The 16,361-nt window shown below is 34.4% G+C and carries 16 protein-coding genes; 6 read left to right on the plus strand and 10 right to left on the minus strand.

Annotated features, from left to right (window positions below):
* Positions 1-15 precede the first annotated feature (15 nt).
* Both QRY57_RS23750 and QRY57_RS23755 read right to left on the minus strand, forming a co-directional pair.
* Positions 16-465, minus strand: a complete 450-nt coding sequence (locus QRY57_RS23750) for an LPXTG cell wall anchor domain-containing protein (RefSeq protein WP_286016277.1) — start codon at positions 463-465, stop codon at positions 16-18.
* Positions 466-695: 230 nt separating this feature from the next.
* Positions 696-1,028, minus strand: a complete 333-nt coding sequence (locus QRY57_RS23755; protein ID WP_026593855.1) for a hypothetical protein — start codon at positions 1,026-1,028, stop codon at positions 696-698.
* Positions 1,029-1,275: 247 nt separating this feature from the next.
* On the opposite strand from QRY57_RS23755, the gene hpt reads away from it, so the two are divergent.
* On the plus strand, positions 1,276-1,806 hold the full coding sequence (gene hpt / locus QRY57_RS23760) for a hypoxanthine phosphoribosyltransferase (RefSeq protein WP_026593856.1): 531 nt from the start codon (positions 1,276-1,278) through the stop codon (positions 1,804-1,806).
* 205 nt (positions 1,807-2,011) lie between these two features.
* Here hpt and QRY57_RS23765 read toward each other — a convergent pair whose 3' ends face one another.
* From QRY57_RS23765 to QRY57_RS23800, 8 genes are all read right to left on the minus strand, one after another.
* Positions 2,012-2,611, minus strand: a complete 600-nt coding sequence (locus tag QRY57_RS23765) for a DedA family protein (RefSeq protein WP_208017207.1) — start codon at positions 2,609-2,611, stop codon at positions 2,012-2,014.
* The gene (locus QRY57_RS23770) at positions 2,611-3,177 is read right to left on the minus strand and encodes a class I SAM-dependent methyltransferase (protein ID WP_286016278.1); all 567 of its coding nucleotides are present in this window, start codon (positions 3,175-3,177) and stop codon (positions 2,611-2,613) included. The genes QRY57_RS23765 and QRY57_RS23770 overlap by 1 nt, the downstream gene beginning before the upstream one ends.
* 161 nt (positions 3,178-3,338) lie before the next feature.
* Positions 3,339-5,288: an ABC transporter permease gene (locus QRY57_RS23775; protein WP_286016279.1), complete on the minus strand. Its 1,950-nt coding sequence runs from the start codon at positions 5,286-5,288 to the stop codon at positions 3,339-3,341.
* Positions 5,275-6,045 carry an ABC transporter ATP-binding protein gene (locus tag QRY57_RS23780; RefSeq protein ID WP_286016280.1) on the minus strand — a complete coding sequence of 257 codons (771 nt, stop codon included), beginning with the start codon at positions 6,043-6,045 and terminating at the stop codon, positions 5,275-5,277. The genes QRY57_RS23775 and QRY57_RS23780 overlap by 14 nt, the downstream gene beginning before the upstream one ends.
* Positions 6,046-6,311: 266 nt before the next feature.
* Positions 6,312-7,886: a putative ABC transporter permease subunit gene (locus QRY57_RS23785; RefSeq protein WP_286016281.1), complete on the minus strand. Its 1,575-nt coding sequence runs from the start codon at positions 7,884-7,886 to the stop codon at positions 6,312-6,314.
* Positions 7,876-8,592 (minus strand): ABC transporter ATP-binding protein, encoded by a 717-nt coding sequence (locus QRY57_RS23790; RefSeq protein ID WP_286016282.1) that lies wholly within the window; start codon positions 8,590-8,592, stop codon positions 7,876-7,878. Before QRY57_RS23790 ends, QRY57_RS23785 begins: the two co-directional genes overlap by 11 nt.
* A gap of 122 nt (positions 8,593-8,714) precedes the next feature.
* The gene (locus tag QRY57_RS23795) at positions 8,715-9,347 is read right to left on the minus strand and encodes an SdpI family protein (RefSeq protein ID WP_286016283.1); all 633 of its coding nucleotides are present in this window, start codon (positions 9,345-9,347) and stop codon (positions 8,715-8,717) included.
* Positions 9,344-9,616 carry an autorepressor SdpR family transcription factor gene (locus QRY57_RS23800; RefSeq protein WP_016116817.1) on the minus strand — a complete coding sequence of 91 codons (273 nt, stop codon included), beginning with the start codon at positions 9,614-9,616 and terminating at the stop codon, positions 9,344-9,346. Before QRY57_RS23800 ends, QRY57_RS23795 begins: the two co-directional genes overlap by 4 nt.
* 206 nt (positions 9,617-9,822) lie before the next feature.
* Here QRY57_RS23800 and QRY57_RS23805 point away from each other — a divergent pair, with 206 nt between their 5' ends.
* From QRY57_RS23805 to QRY57_RS23825, 5 genes are all read left to right on the plus strand, one after another.
* On the plus strand, positions 9,823-10,518 hold the full coding sequence (locus QRY57_RS23805) for a response regulator transcription factor (protein WP_208017199.1): 696 nt from the start codon (positions 9,823-9,825) through the stop codon (positions 10,516-10,518).
* 2 nt (positions 10,519-10,520) lie between these two features.
* A complete protein-coding gene (locus QRY57_RS23810; protein WP_286016284.1) occupies positions 10,521-11,543 on the plus strand; it encodes a sensor histidine kinase in 1,023 nt (340 codons plus the stop codon).
* A 94-nt stretch (positions 11,544-11,637) separates the two neighbouring features.
* Positions 11,638-13,608: an ABC transporter permease gene (locus tag QRY57_RS23815; RefSeq protein WP_286016285.1), complete on the plus strand. Its 1,971-nt coding sequence runs from the start codon at positions 11,638-11,640 to the stop codon at positions 13,606-13,608.
* 20 nt (positions 13,609-13,628) lie between these two features.
* Positions 13,629-14,381: an ABC transporter ATP-binding protein gene (locus QRY57_RS23820; protein ID WP_026593867.1), complete on the plus strand. Its 753-nt coding sequence runs from the start codon at positions 13,629-13,631 to the stop codon at positions 14,379-14,381.
* Complete coding sequence (locus QRY57_RS23825; protein WP_286016286.1) at positions 14,378-16,351, plus strand: FtsX-like permease family protein; 1,974 nt, start codon at positions 14,378-14,380, stop codon at positions 16,349-16,351. The genes QRY57_RS23820 and QRY57_RS23825 overlap by 4 nt, the downstream gene beginning before the upstream one ends.
* Positions 16,352-16,361 lie beyond the last annotated feature (10 nt).

The raw sequence follows: 16,361 nt of genomic DNA on the forward strand, positions 1-16,361 counted from the left end.
AATGAACATTTCGTTTTACGATTTAACCTTACGACGATTCAATCCAAACAATGTCCCTAACGCCATAAGGCATGCACTTAATGCTATCATTGCTACACTATTTGATGCTGTATTTGGTAATTTTTCACCTTTTACTACCTGCTTTTCTATTTCTTTTTTCGCAACTCCATCCTTTTGCTGCGCTTGAATTGCTGCTTCTTTTCTTGCCATATCTTGCTTTTCTTGTGTCTGTACTGCTTCTTCCTTCTTGGCTATCTCATTTTTTTGCTGTACTTGCGCTGCTTCTTCTTTCTTTGCTACCTCATTTTTATGTTGTTCCTGAATCGCTGCTTCTTTTTTCGCCATATCTTGCTGTACTTGCGTTACTTCTTCTTTTGTCATTGTGCCAGTAGACGCACTAGCCACTGACGAATACCCTACTGATAAAAGTGCCATCGCACAGATTGGTAAAAGTTTCTTTTTCATTTTATTTCTCTCCTTGTATGCTTTTTCACATCCCATCAGATGTATTTATAGGATATATCCGTTATGTAAATATGAGATGCAGATAAAATGGATTTCTGTTAAAAATTGAATCAATATCAGAAATACAATCCCCCGCATATCTGAACGTTTAAAGTGCATCCAAAAAGAACAAAAAAAGCATTGTAGATTCCCTCTACAATGCTTTTTTAGGTGTCTCATTATTTCAGTGCCTAATTGTTACTTTCACGTGAATGTAAAGTAAAAGGGTCTGAAGTGATAACTAATTGTCTCGGCTCAGTTTTCTTTAAGTGATTAGTGACGTTACACTTACGACGTTGAACACCCCATGCCTTTATAGGGTTTGTGAAAATGACTCTTCGCTCTTCATTAGGGGTCTCTTCTTCAAACTTACAACTTTCGCTCCGTTTACACCATTTCATTGTAAATATGGAAGAAGAATGATCTTTTTCTCGATCAAACAAATACGAAAAACTCATATCTCCAGCTAATACAACTGTGTTACTAGCTGATAACAAAGCAAAGGTTGTCCAACGTTTCTTCATTCCCTTCTACTCCTTCTTCACATAGAGTGCCTATAGCTTACTTTACCTAAAATGTGCTTGCCTTTTACCTTACATTCATAAGTTTATCCAAAAGACAACTATGTAACTATCGATTTTCCTTACAAATCACCTTACATTTTTGTAAGAAATAAACCTTTATCAAATATGTATTTCTCATTTTTGACTTTTTCCTCTCAATCCTTTACAGTCGAAATGTTCACCAGTTTTACAATCTAGGAGGATTATTATGAACATTGAAATAAAAGACACTTTAATTTCTACAGAATCGTTACAAGCAAAAGTAAAAGAACTAGCGCTACAAATTGAACGCGACTTTGAAGGCGAAGAAATCGTTGTAATCGCTGTATTAAAAGGTTCTTTCGTATTTGCTGCTGATTTAATTCGTCACATTAAAAATGAAGTAACTATCGATTTTATTTCTGCATCTAGTTACGGAAACCAAACGGAAACAACAGGAAAAGTTAAGTTATTAAAAGATATCGATGTCAACATTACAGGCAAAAATGTAATTGTTGTAGAAGACATCATTGATTCAGGCTTAACACTTCACTTCTTAAAAGATCACTTCCTTATGCATAAGCCAAAAGCATTGAAATTCTGTACATTACTTGATAAACCAGAACGTCGTAAAGTTGACTTAAAAGCAGAATACGTTGGCTTCCAAATCCCAGACGAGTTTATCGTCGGCTATGGTATTGACTGTGCTGAAAAATATCGTAACTTACCATATATCGCATCGGTTGTTACAGAAAAATAAAACCAAATATAACTTCCATCGATTTCTGATGGAAGTTTATTTATATCGGTTACTAAAGGTTGTTACCTAAAACATTAACAACCTTTTATTTTTTTATAAAACATTTCTAAGAAATATTTACACTGTACGTAAAAACCCCATGCATCTAGGGAGAAATTTAAAGCCATTTCCATGTACGAAGGCAACTTCATTGTAGATTATTTATTTATGTATTTACTATTCGCTTCTTCTTTTGTAGGTACAAATAAAAAATACTACCGATGACGACAACTACTCCACCTAAATAGATACCATACTTCGTTGTCAGTTCTACAATCATTTCGATATGTTTTCCAAACAAAGATCCAAGTACGAAATAAAGCAATGTCCAAACAAATCCTGTCGTATAGGAATACAAAGCATACGTTTGAAATCTCATGTTACTCATTCCAACTAAATAGGGTACGATATGTCTAACGACAGGTATAAAGTAGCTTGTTACTAATGCATAATGTCCGTATTTACCAATCATTTCTTGTGATTGCAGCAAGTACTTCGCTTTTTTCTTTTCCAACAATTTATCAAGTACTTTAGCACCAAAGATCCTTCCAAGTATATACCCTAAAGAGAGGCCTGACACAACGCCCAAATAAGTTAACAAAAAGGCCGGAATTATATTTAGTATGTCCAGCGACGATACAAAGCCACCACTCATCACAATCATTTCATCTGGAACTGGCATACCTACAATCCCGAGCCATAAACAAAAAAATAAAGCCCCGTAACCATATGTCTCAATATAAGATAACAATTCATGTAATTCCATTACGTGCATGCCTTTCTACAACTAAAAACATGCGCTGGAGGAAGATTCAACCAAACTTTTTTTAGTGAAATTTCCTGAAAAAAGTTTTGGATAAATGCTTTCTTTGCAAGTGAATATTGAAATGTAATGAACTCGCCGTCCTCACTTAATGATTCTATTACGCTGGATAAAATACGAGAAGATACTTCCCTTGGTAAAGATGTAAAGGGTAATCCTGATAATACGTAATCAACCTTCTCTATTTGAAACTCCTTTATATACTTCTTTAGATTCTCCGCTGATCCATGTATGACTAAAACATTTGGATCATCCTTAAACTGCTCCTGTAACTTTTTGAAAAAAACTTCATTAATTTCAATTAAGATAAATATCGTGTGTTCTTTTTTTCTTTTTATAATCTCTCGTGTAAATGCTCCTGTTCCAGGCCCCAATTCTAGAATATACTTTGCTTCTTCAAAATTAATTGCGCCTACCATCTTTTTGGTTAATCTATTCGAACTAGGTGCAATTGCCCCAGTATTCTTTGGATGCTTCACAAATTCGGTTAAGAATGTAATAAATTGCATTTCTAACCTCTCCCTTTCATTCGGTATCATCTAATATAACTCCAAGTATAACTATCATTTTTTAAAAAATAGCATGGAAATTTCTTAAGATTTTATGAAGAAATGAACAGGATAGAAAATATAAAAGCAGCTACCGCCTATAGCGATAGCTGCTTTCTTCATTACTTCGCACTCACAATCTTGTAATAAGAACGAACTGTTAAGAAGTAATATCCAATATAAATAACACTATATACACCGATACTCATTAATAATGGGATCAATATTTCAAATGGTAACAAGTTTGATAAGCCTTTTAGCGCAAATAAGCTGTGTAAAATCCCAATTACTAATGGAATTGCAAATATAAAACTTACTTGTTTTGCAATCGCCTTTTTCATTTCTCGCTTTGTAACTCCAACTTTACGAAGTACAACATAACGATCGCGGTCTGCACTTGCTTCTGTTAACTGCTTGAAATAAATAATAGAACCTGTTGCAAGCAAGAACACTAAACCTAAGAATAGTCCAATAAACATCATTAATCCTGTCGCTTCAAGTCCTGCATGGAAACCAGAATAGAAGTCTCTGAATGGTGTTTCAATTTCAGATTTTCCAGCCGGCATGACTTTCGCTAATTTTTCTGTTAGAACTTTACTGTTTCTTTCATCTTTTACATCAATATTTTTTACAATGCGTGTTCCAACTACTTTTTTAGCTTGTTCATATACTTGATCTGGAACAATTACAAATAATTCACCTAAGTTTGTGACATTATTACTTCCTGTACCTTTAATTGCTAGAGTCTTTGTTTCTTTTCCGATTGGAAATACGGCTTTATGTCCTTTATAGTCAGCGTTAAACTCATATTCCTCAATATATGAACCATCATATACAAAGGCCTCATCAGCCCCTATATCCACTGTATCTATATTCATCTTTTTCGCAAGGGTATTAAAAGATGATTTCGAGATAAGTTGGTATTGCTCAGTAATTCGATAATGAGTATTTCCAAGCATATCTGCTTGTTTTCCTTCAAACTTTCCTTTCACAGGAACCATCTCAACTTCAAATTGATTTGTAACTGGATGGTTTTTCTTTTCCTCATTAAAAATAGATTCTATTTTATTATCTAATGCTGCATCTTTTTTCTCATACGAATAACTATACGGTGCAAATTCCTTCGCCTGCTTAAATGTGTTGTAATACATCGTAACCGACGTACCGACCGCTGTTAATGTTACCGCACTTAATATCGCAATTGTTGCAAGGGATTTTGCATTCCCTTTAATACGGTACAGTAGTTGGGACGTCGTTACCATGTTCATACCGTTATAGAAAGATGATTTCTTGTTTCTTGCTCGTTTTAATACAAATACTGTAAAGAACATAAATAGTAAGTACGTACCAAGTACTGTTGCAAGTAAAATATAAAGCGCGACTGTCATAAAGTCTGCATATTTAATTGCTTTAATATACATCAGTGATAAGAAATACCCTGAACCGATTAAGCAAACTGAAAGTAATGCCATAATCACGGATCCTTTTGGCATCTCTTCCCCTTCACGCTCCGCACGGAAAAGTTCAATTAATTTAAAGCGATAGATTAAACGATACCCTTGCAGTGATGTATAAAGAATGATCACAAAAAAGATAATTGCCGTATCAATAATTGCAGCCATTGGTAATTCAAAATGCACATTTAAATTTAATCCCATCATGCTTACTAATAATTCAAGGAATAACTTTGAAAGTACACTACCAATCGCGATTCCGACTACTAATGACATCAAGCCCATCAGCATATTTTCATAAAATAACATTTTACCAATTTGTCTTTTTCGAATTCCTAGTAGAGAATATAAACCAACTTCTTTTTTACGCTTACGTGTAAAGAATCCATTAGAGTATATAATAAATACCGCTACGAAAATAATCAGCATCACACTTGATACTTGGAATGCTCCACTAATTTTCTTAGAACCTTCCGCTGCTTTTTCCATTTGTGAGTTATACTCAAGCGCCTTAAATGTAAAATAAATGACGATGCTAAAGATCATAGATGCAAAATATAAAAAGTAATCCTTAAAATTCCGCTGTATGTTGCGGAGGGCAATACTAGATAATGTCATCTGCCATCCCCCCAGAAATTGCGGACATTACGTCGACTACTTGTTGGAAAAATTGTTTACGTGTTAAGTTCCCGCGATGCAATTCTTTATATAGCTCACCATCTTTAATGAAGATAACACGTTTACAATAACTCGCGGCAAATGCATCATGCGTTACCATTAAAATTGTTGAATTATCATATTCATTTAATGCCTTCATACTTTCTAATAAATCTGTTGCTGATTTGGAATCAAGTGCCCCTGTTGGCTCGTCCCCAAAAATCATACTTGGATTTGTAACGATTGCTCGTGATGCCGCGCAGCGCTGCTTTTGTCCACCAGATACTTGGTATGGGAATTGACTTAAAATATGATCAATACCAAACTTCTTCCCAATCTCCAGAACGCGACGATCAATTTCGCTTGCTTTCACTTTTGATAACGCAAGTGGCAATGCAATGTTTTCTTTCACCGTTAACGTATCTAACAAGTTATAATCTTGGAAAATGAAACCTAAATGATCGCGGCGGAACAATGCTAATTTATCATCATTCATTTTTACAATGTCTTTTCCATCAATTAAGATTTCACCGCTCGTTGCATTATCGATTGTAGAAAGAACATTCAAAAGGGTCGTTTTACCAGATCCAGAAGGTCCCATAATTCCAACGAATTCCCCTTCTTGTACTTGTAAGTTAATACCTTTTAGCGCTTCGAATGTATTTCCGCCTGTATCGTATACTTTTTTAATATTTTTCGCTTCTAATACCGTCTTCATCTCTATATCCCTCACTTCTTCTATTCTCTATTTTCACTATATCTTAGCTTCCACTCTTGCCACTATCGATGTTTCTTACACAAACATGACAGTTATGTAAGGGCACTTAGCAGAAGAAAACAAAATTTAACCTTGTGAAATAACTACTTTGCTACTATAACACTGGGACAAAGAGCTATCTATTCATTCTCCTTACAGAAACATTACAATTCTGTAAGGTGGAAAAAAGCGCTCATCTTATCGATGGCGCTTTTTAGACTAACGTTTCACTTTATACTTCTTTTAGATTCATTGTTATACAATGTTGCAGTGATAATCGAAATCATTACAACAACTACAAAAGTAAACAACCTATAGTTTGATATCACAGCTGTACCTACTAGCACAGCAGGTACGACAGCCATAATCATACCTCCAAGCATACCAAGAACAGATCCCATACTCTGTTTCACCACTTGTGTTTCTGACACCCAGTCATAATTGACAAATCGATTATTAATAAAAACACCCCATACTGCTGAAAAAAATGAATATGCAATAGGAGTTATTATGATTAACATAGAAGTCCAAATATCCGCCTTTAAACCTATCATCATAAGGATGCCACTAATAATCGAGGTAGGTATGCTGAGTGAAAGATTCATGAGAATCTTACTGTCATAAATCATTTTAGGTGTTAGAGGCAATGATTTGATAATCCATACGTTTTTTCCCTCTAACGACAATGATACGCATGTTGTACATGTCATAGCAATCATCGCTGAGACAGCAAATGGCGCTACTTTTTGTAAAATCGTTTCGATTCCTGGATATCCGGTGAATTGATTTGGCCCTACTATAACCACCGCAAGTGAGAAAATAGCTGCCATGACAACTCCCATACCAATATTAATCACATATACGGTAGAAGAAAAGAAACGCTTCCGTTCTTTTTTGTATAATGCAATCAATACTGTTTCTTTCTTCATACGATCAATCTTGTAATTTGAAAGCATATGGTACGTAGAGATACCTGTGTTGATTTGTTTATATTTAAGGGCTAGTATTTTTACAAAAAGATAATACCAAATAACTGATATACCAATAAAAAGGATAAAAGCTACAATATTAGCATCGACAATTGCTTTTTGAAAAATGTTAGCTAATGGATACACCTTCACTAACCCCTCTGAAACAGCTGCTCCAATCCCCTCTAAATCTGCAAAACTATATTTCGTATTTCCTTGTTTGAATATAAAGTAACCAAAAATAATGATTGCTACCAAGCTTAAAATGGTAGTGACTCTATTTGCATATCTAAATTTGGAGGCAATTGCCGTAATACCTGCCCCAAAAACTGCCGCAATTGTTGTCGGAATTAAAGATACTGTAAACAGGGTTATGAACCACATCAAGTAAAAAGAAGCTAATGGCCTCTCGTATATACAATAAACAATGCCCATCGGCAGCATGATTATCATTGAAAACAACGTATTTAATACATACAAATACAAAAATCTACTAGCGATAATCGTATCTACACGAATCGGTAAAGACATGACAAAATCATAATCCTTAAAAGCAAAAATCTCACCATTCGCTTTAAACATCGTGAAAAATAAAACTAATACACTACTAATAACAAATGCGTAAACTGGAATTACTTCACCTATCCCCAGTTTTACCAATCCATATGCCGCGCTTCCACAATATAACATCAACATAACAGCCACGAAAGCAATTGATACCGAAATTAAAATTTTATTTTGCTTCTTTTTCTTATCTTTTTCATACTTAAAAGTATTTAGTCCAAGCTGCGTTATCAGACGGATTTTTAAAAGAGCTAGCGAATTATTCTTCATCGGCAAGCACCTTCATAAAGAGCTCTTCTAATGAATGTTCCCTTGTCAAAGACTTTACTTCCCCCGAGATTGCTAGTTTTCCTTTATTAATCATCGCTATCTTGTTACATAATTTTTCTGCTACATCTAATACATGAGTAGAAAAGAAAATGGCACTGCCTGATTCACAAAGTTCCTTCATAACCCCCTTAAGTACAAGAGCCGCCTTTGGATCAAGACCGACAAAAGGTTCATCTAAAACCAATAATTTCGGATGATGCACAACTGCTGATATAATCGCTACTTTTTGTTTCATGCCGTGTGAATAAGAAGATATTAAATCTCCCAAATATGGCGTAATCTCAAAAGCATCCCCATATTTTTGTATCCGTTCCTCTCTGTCTTTTGCCGATACCCCAAAAACATCAGCAACAAAGTTCAAGTATTGAATCCCTGTTAATTGCTCATATAAATCTGGATTATCAGGAATATATGCCATGATTTTCTTACATGCGATTGAATCCTTTTTTACTGAATGCCCATCAACAAAAATTTCACCCTCCTCAAAGTCTATAACACCTACGAGCGACTTAATCGTCGTACTTTTCCCAGCTCCATTATGTCCGATAAACCCAAAAATATCTCCCGCTTGAACATTTAAACTCAAATCATCTACTGCTCTTTTACCACCTTTGTATGTTTTGCTAAAATTTATGATTTCTAACATAGGATCTCCTCCCAACGATTTAAACTCGCGCGCTACAAGACTGAATATTCAGACTTCCATAACTAAAATGACACGCAATAAGCCTTCATCCTTACCACATATCATTAAGTCGTATCTACTATTTATAGTTGTTCCTTTTTATATAAAATATAAGAATATCCATTCGTTAGCACCACAGCAATTAATATCATTGCAAGCATGATATATGATCTCCAATCAGCTGGTACAACAATACTTACAATCATAAGGAGTCCCAAAGCTACAAATACCTTTCCACTAAAACGATGTGTTTTACGCCATACTTCCTCATTACTAAGTGTCCATGGATTACGCATACCCACAAAGAAATTCGGTTTACACTGCGGTAAATAATTCCCTATCATTAAAAATAAAATACCAACTAATAATTCTGGGATTCGATTTATAAATAAGTTATATCCTAATCCACTGGTGATAATATCTATATTCCCTACAAAAAGCAAAACAAGTATCCCATTATTCATCACCATAAAGCCTTTAGAGAATTTCTCGTAATTTGTTCTCTTTGGATCAATTTTGGGTAAAACATTTAGAAATATATATAAGCCAATCATAATCCCGACCATAGAAATCATTCCGTATAGTTTAGAAGAATAACCATCTACCTTACCACCATTCCAATGCGTTGCAATTGTATCCGGCAGATGTGGCCAAGCAATCGTCCATGCTACACAAGTTATAAGAATTAATATGATTGCAAAAAGATGTTTTCTCATTTCCCTTCTCCCCCTTTATTCGTAAACGTAAATACCCATGTTAATAAATCTTGAAATACCGTTGTATTTAAAGAATACACAACAAATTGCCCTCTTTTTTCATCTTGAATGAGTTCAGCATTTTTAAGTGCACTTAAATGATGCGAAATGCTTGGCTTTGTCATATTGAAGTGTTCGGCAATTTCACCAGCCGTTAAATCACCTTCTTTTAATAGATCTAAAATCTTTCGCCTTGTTGGGTCTGCTAATGCTTTAAATGCTTGGTTCAATGTCTTTCTTCCTTTCACTAATTAGACATTTAGATATTTATCTAAATGTTAAAATAAAAACTATAAATTGTCAATTATATCCACAGCCCTTTTTACTTTTTCCACTTTTGCCCTATACTGTTTACTAACGCTTGTTGCAAGATAATGAAAAGACTAGAAACACATGTTACACTATAGCTACAATTGTTTTTTGAGGAGGAATATATATGTATAAAGTTTTAATTGTTGAAGACGATCCAAATATCGCATCTTTACTTCAGTCTCACATTCAAAAATATGGTTATGAAGCGGTTGTTGCTGATAACTTTGATGATATTATGGATTCTTTTAATAGAGTGAAACCACACCTAGTGCTTCTAGATGTAAACTTACCGAAGTTCGATGGCTTCTACTGGTGCCGTCAAATTCGTCATGAATCGACTTGCCCGATTATTTTCATTTCTGCACGTGCTGGTGAGATGGAACAAATTATGGCAATTGAAAATGGTGCGGATGATTATATTACAAAACCATTCCACTACGATGTTGTCATGGCAAAAATTAAAGGACAATTACGCCGCATTTACGGTGACTATGCACCAAACATTTCAGAACGTATTGTGGAAGTGGAAGGTTTAAAACTATATCCAGAACGTCCAGAGATTCACTTTAAAACGGAACAAGTTTTACTAACAAAAAAAGAAGCAATATTAGCGGAAATGCTACTATCAAAACACCCACGTACAGCAAGCCGCGAAGATTTATTAGCTGCACTTTGGGATGATGAAAGCTTCGTTGAAGAGAATACATTAAACGTAAACATTACACGCCTTCGTAAGAAATTCAATGAACTTGGTATTGAGAATGCAATTGAAACAGTACGCGGATTAGGGTATCGTTTTAACGCAACTTGGAGTGAATAAGAATGAAGTTATTTTTGCGTGATCATTTTGCATTTTTTCTTCTTTATGCATTAAACTTCGGTATCATTTTCATTCTCTATGATGCAATAGATGGATTCCAAAGCAACAAGTTCTACTTTATTGTATTAAGTTTATATTTATTTATTTGCTTCCTTGCTTATCGCTATGTTCGCAACCGCAGAATGTATCATAGGTTAAGTGAGCCACCAGAAAAAATGGAAGATGCGTTTATTGAAAGAGCGACTGCACCGATGCCACACGGCGTAAATGAACTTGTTCGTACGCAGTATCGCCTCTTCCAAAAAGAGCTACAAACATATGAAGTAAAACAACAAGAACATCAATTGTTTATTAACCACTGGGTGCATCAAATGAAAACACCCGTTTCTGTTATGCAACTTATGGTACTCGAAATGGAAGATGAACACCTCATTCCTAAATTTAAAAAAGAATTAGAAAGATTAAATCAAGGACTTGATATGGCTTTATATATGGCAAGACTTAATAACTTCCACGAAGACTTCCATGTAGAAACGATTTCACTGAAGGATGCCGTAACAAAAAATATTAATGGCTTAAAAGAACTCTTTATTCGCAATGGGGTTTTCCCCGTTTTAGAAGTCCACTCTGATCTTACGGTTGCTTCTGATGCAAAGTGGCTTAAATTCATTATCTATCAGTTAATGACCAATGCAGTTCGCTATTCTGGCGAGCGTGGCAAGAAAGTCTTCTTGTCCGCTTATCGAAACGGAAAAGACATTATTCTAGAAATTCGTGATGAAGGTGTTGGTATCCCACAAGAAGATATTCGAAGAGTATTCGAACCATTCTATACTGGAAAAAATGGTCGTGCATTTGGAGAGTCAACTGGTATGGGACTTTATATTGTAAGCAAAATTTGCTCTTATTTAGGACATTCTGTGAAATTAGATTCTGAGGTTGGTAAAGGAACAAGCATCAAAATCATCTTCCATAACGCTGCGAATACACAAGCCGATGAATCTAGGAAGGTGACAGAGCAATGAACATAACACATTTCAGCAAAATGTATGAGAATTCACTCTCATACATTTTTTGCAACACGACTCAAACTATATCTTCTATTCGGAGGTATACAGCATGACATTTTGGCAGTTTGCATTTAAAAACGTAACCCGAAATTCAAGGGCTTATTTCGCCTATTTCATAAGTAGTGCATTTTCCATTGCCGTTTTCTTTTCATTTGCGGTGTATTTATTTCATCCTCGATTACAAGGGTCTAACTTGGTTGATGGAATTTCAGGATTAATGATATTTTCGGAAGTAGTTATCGTGTTCTTCTCGTTCTTTTTCTTACTTTACTCCATCGGTACATTCTTAAAGGTTCGAAAAAAACAATTTGGTATTTTAACTGTTTTAGGAATATCCAGAAGGCAATTAAAACGACTTATTTTCTTAGAAAATATGTTAATTGGAGTATTATCTATCTTTTTTGGCATTCAATTCGGACTTGTATTTTCTCAGTTTTTCTTATTAGTAACAGCGAAAATTACATATGCCCCAGGACTATATTTATATTGGCCAACAGAAGCCATCATTTTAACAGCTGTAATCTTTCTTGGACTCTTTATCGTCGTATCAGCATTCACTCCTATACTCATTCGAACAAGAAAAGCGGTGCGACTTCTAAAGGAAGGGAAAGTGAAACAAAAAGAACGAAAGCCATCTATACTTATTTCTCTATTCGGTGCTATATGTTTATTCTCCGGTTATGTGCTAGCTGGAAATCCAAAATACTTTGTATCACTTGGTACTGAAATAGGATCTATATACATTGTTTCTAGTATTTTCGTTATTCCATCATTAGTTGCAATGGGAACCTATTTTTTCTTTTCACAAATTAGCTTCCTGCTCATTCGTATTTTAAAAGCAAGACGGAAGTTTTATATGAAACGAATTAATATGCTTTGGATTTCAGATTTAGCAAACCGCATTCGGACAAATATTAATATGCTGTTTATTGTAGCAATGCTATCTACCCTTGCATTTACAATGATTACATTTATATATGGATTTGGGAAGTTTATAAAACTCGATGTTACCAACAATAGTCCATTTCCATTTACCTATCTTTCATACGACAACAATCCACTTGTCACGCAGCATATGGACTGGTTAGAAAAGCGACTTAGCGAAGAGCAATTTTCATATAAAAAGTTCGAAACGGACTTATATGCAATTTCATTACAAAAGGATGAAACGACTACTTATGAACAAGAGGCATATGTATTAAAGGAAAGTGACTATAATAAGCTTGCAACTACTTTACATCGTAAGCAACTTTCTGTAAAGACGGATGAAACATATATATTACCTGGGTACGGGTATCAAAACGTATTGGTACCCATGCAAGAAGAGTACATGCAAAAAAGCGTCAAACTTTCTCAAAGTGGACATACATTACATGTAAAAGGTTACGAATTTATTAGCGTGATACCAACTGGATGGACATCACAAATATTGATTTTATCTGATGATACAGTACATGCTTTATCGAATAACATGAAACATATGACGCTTTATAATTTCCAAGTAAAAGACTGGGAAAAGACACATGAAATCGCTGCAGAGTATTTTGATAAATTAACAAAAGAGCGACACAACATCTCATCTACAGAGCCTTTATATATGATGGAGGAAGCAAGTAATACACTATACGAAATTAAATTAAGTACCGCTTCATTCTTTTTAATTGGCACGTTCCTTGGTGTTATTTTCTTCATTGGAGCTGGAAGTGTACTTTACTTCCGAATGTATACGGATTTAACAAACGAGCAAGAAAAATATATTACCGTTACGAAGATTGGTTTAACGGAGTCTGAGATGAAGCGCTCAGCAACCATTCAGCTTGCGATTTTATTCTTTGTTCCATATATTATAGCTTCCATTCATACAATCTTTGCTACAAAAATGTTGCAAGAAGTCATAAATCTGTCGTTATTTGCTGAGATTACAGTGGTTCTTACAATCTTTGGAACGATTGAAATTATCTTTTTCTTGTTAATCCGTTCCTTATATATGCAAAAATTATCGCATCATATTAAGCTTTAAAAAATAGAAAGGTGAGTTTTATGGAAGAAGTATTACACATTAAAAATGTCTCAAAAGTGTATGAGGGGAAAGTTCCTCATACTGCTTTAAAAAATATTAATTTGCATGTGGATAAAGGTGAGTTTGTCGCAATTATGGGGCCTTCAGGGAGCGGTAAATCTACTTTCTTAAATGTAATTTCAACAATTGATTCTCCTACTGCTGGAGAGGTTTTTATTAATGGAAAACAGCCTCACACATTCCGCAGAGAAAAACTAGCCGTTTTCCGCCGTCAGGAATTAGGCTTTGTTTTTCAAAACTTTAACTTATTAGATACGTTAACAATCGGTGAGAATATTGTATTACCATTAACCTTAGATAACGTTCCTCTTAAAGAAATGGATGAAAAACTTGATAACATCTCAAAAAAACTTGGAATTGATCATATTTTAAATAAGCGGATTTTTGAAGTTTCTGGTGGACAAGCGCAGCGCACCGCAGTAGCTCGTGCTGTTATTCATCATCCATCGCTCTTGCTTGCTGATGAGCCAACAGGAAATCTAGACTCTAAAGCAGCAATTGATGTAATGGAGTTATTTACAAAATTAAATAAAGAAGAGCAAGCTACCATTTTAATGGTGACACATGATCCATTTGCAGCTAGTTACTGCAACCGCGTGATTTTTATTAAAGATGGGGAACTTTACAATGAGTTACACCGCGGTCTATATCGTGAAAAGTTTTATCAAGAAATCTTAGATGTACTGGCATTACTCGGAGGAAGACGCGGATGACATTTTGGCAGTTTGCATTTAAAAATGTCTCTCGTAATTCAAAAGCATACTTTGCCTATTTTGTAAGCAGTGTATTTTCAATTACAGTTTTCTTTTCATTTACTGTGTATTCGTATCACCCGCATTTACAAGGCTTACAAGAGCGAGGACCACTGATGAATTTAATTGGGATGGCCCAATTTGTCATCGTTATGTTTTCGTTCTTTTTTCTCCTTTATTCTGTCGGATCATTTTTAAAAGTACGTAAAAAACAATTCGGTATTTTGACCATTCTTGGCATTTCAAAGAAACAATTAAAACGACTTGTGTTTATGGAAAATATGATGATTGGAATATTAGCAATTTTTGTTGGCATTCAAATTGGCCTTGTGTTTTCTAACTTTTTTCTACTAGTTACTTCTAAATTAACGGGTGTAAAAGGACTTTATTTATATTGGCCAACAAAAGCGATTATCATAACGACCATAACATTTATCATTTTATTTTTGATTGTTTCTACTTTCACACCTATATTGATTCGCACGCGCAAAACAATGCGTTTAATAAAAGATGAAGGTCTACAAAAAAAAGAGAGACGCCCATCTATTCTCATGTCACTTTTTGGATTGGCTTGTTTAGTAGGATGCTATTATATTGCTGGTGTTCCGGAAAGTTATGTATCAGAGAAAACGATTCGAAGCGGCTTTGCTATTGTTCCACCATTATCAATCATTCCACTTGTAACAATTGGAACCTATTTACTGTTTTCACAAACACTGTTTCTTTTCATTTGGTTATTAAAAAAGAGACGTCGTTTTTATATGAAAAAAATTAACATGCTTTGGATCTCGGATTTAGCAACACGTACACGTGGTAATATTACTATGTTATTTATCGTTACGATGCTATCTGCGCTTACATTCACGATTATCACGTCACTTTTTGCAATGAATAATTACACAAAAGCGGCAATTGTAGCAGATTATCCGTTTCCTTTCACCTATATATCTGATGAGAAAAATCCTTTTGAAAAAAAGCATACGGATATAATCGAAAGAGAGTTAACAAATTACGAATTTCAATATAAAAAAAACAAATTCACCGTATTAAAAGATCAAGCTTTTAACATCGATATTGCCATTATGAAAGAAAGTGATTATAATCAGCTTTCAACACTATTAAACAGACCGACGATTCAGCTGGATAAATCCGAAACCTATATTGTTTCGGATTACTCAAAAGCTGTCAGAAGCTTAACCATGCATCCTTTTGAAAAGCGAGAAAATATTACGATCGCATCTAACAAAAAAACATTTCATATAAATGGCTTTTCTGAACAAGCAATTGGGCCAAAGTTTGCTCTTCCTTATATTCTGGTTATGCAAGATTATGTAGTGGAAATGATGATTCCTCATATCGAAACGATGACAATTTATAATTATATAGTGGAAAACTGGGAACATGCCCTTTTACCAACAACAAATATTTTAAAAGTAACAAACGAGGATAGAGACAATATTTCTAAATCTAAAGAACAAAATAATAACACACAAACACCCATCCCATTCTCTATTTTTACGGCTAGTGACGAACTGTCTTATAGTAAACAAAATAATGTTTCCGGTTTCTTTATCGGTGCATTTCTCGGCGTCATCTTCTTTATGGGTGCAGCTAGCGTTTTATACTTCCGAATGTATAACGATTTAACAAGGGAAGAACAGAAATATATTACCATTACAAAAATTGGGTTAACAGAAACGGAAATGTTCCATTCTGCAACCATTCAATTGGCAATTCTATTTTTTGTACCTTATATCGTTGCTACTGTGCATACGATATTCGCTATTCAATTTTTACAATTTATACACTCATTTTCATTATTAAAAGAATTACTATTCGTATTAACTCTATTTGGGACCATCGAGATTATTTTCTTTTTCCTAATCCGTTCCTTTTACATTAATAAATTATCACAACGTCTTAAAATTTGAATAAAATAGC

The organism is Bacillus arachidis (genome assembly GCF_030285945.1).
Lineage (GTDB): Bacteria > Bacillota > Bacilli > Bacillales > Bacillaceae_G > Bacillus_A > Bacillus_A arachidis.

Bases quoted from the DNA above. Each gene is read 5' to 3' on its own strand.
- QRY57_RS23750 (WP_286016277.1), bottom strand. From the start codon at position 465: ATGAAAAAGAAACTTTTACCAATCTGTGCGATGGCACTTTTATCAGTA.
- QRY57_RS23755 (WP_026593855.1), bottom strand. From the start codon at position 1,028: ATGAAGAAACGTTGGACAACCTTTGCTTTGTTATCAGCTAGTAACACA.
- hpt (WP_026593856.1), top strand. From the start codon at position 1,276: ATGAACATTGAAATAAAAGACACTTTAATTTCTACAGAATCGTTACAA.
- QRY57_RS23765 (WP_208017207.1), bottom strand. From the start codon at position 2,611: ATGGAATTACATGAATTGTTATCTTATATTGAGACATATGGTTACGGG.
- QRY57_RS23770 (WP_286016278.1), bottom strand. From the start codon at position 3,177: ATGCAATTTATTACATTCTTAACCGAATTTGTGAAGCATCCAAAGAAT.
- QRY57_RS23775 (WP_286016279.1), bottom strand. From the start codon at position 5,288: ATGACATTATCTAGTATTGCCCTCCGCAACATACAGCGGAATTTTAAG.
- QRY57_RS23780 (WP_286016280.1), bottom strand. From the start codon at position 6,045: ATGAAGACGGTATTAGAAGCGAAAAATATTAAAAAAGTATACGATACA.
- QRY57_RS23785 (WP_286016281.1), bottom strand. From the start codon at position 7,886: ATGAAGAATAATTCGCTAGCTCTTTTAAAAATCCGTCTGATAACGCAG.
- QRY57_RS23790 (WP_286016282.1), bottom strand. From the start codon at position 8,592: ATGTTAGAAATCATAAATTTTAGCAAAACATACAAAGGTGGTAAAAGA.
- QRY57_RS23795 (WP_286016283.1), bottom strand. From the start codon at position 9,347: ATGAGAAAACATCTTTTTGCAATCATATTAATTCTTATAACTTGTGTA.
- QRY57_RS23805 (WP_208017199.1), top strand. From the start codon at position 9,823: ATGTATAAAGTTTTAATTGTTGAAGACGATCCAAATATCGCATCTTTA.
- QRY57_RS23810 (WP_286016284.1), top strand. From the start codon at position 10,521: ATGAAGTTATTTTTGCGTGATCATTTTGCATTTTTTCTTCTTTATGCA.
- QRY57_RS23815 (WP_286016285.1), top strand. From the start codon at position 11,638: ATGACATTTTGGCAGTTTGCATTTAAAAACGTAACCCGAAATTCAAGG.
- QRY57_RS23820 (WP_026593867.1), top strand. From the start codon at position 13,629: ATGGAAGAAGTATTACACATTAAAAATGTCTCAAAAGTGTATGAGGGG.
- QRY57_RS23825 (WP_286016286.1), top strand. From the start codon at position 14,378: ATGACATTTTGGCAGTTTGCATTTAAAAATGTCTCTCGTAATTCAAAA.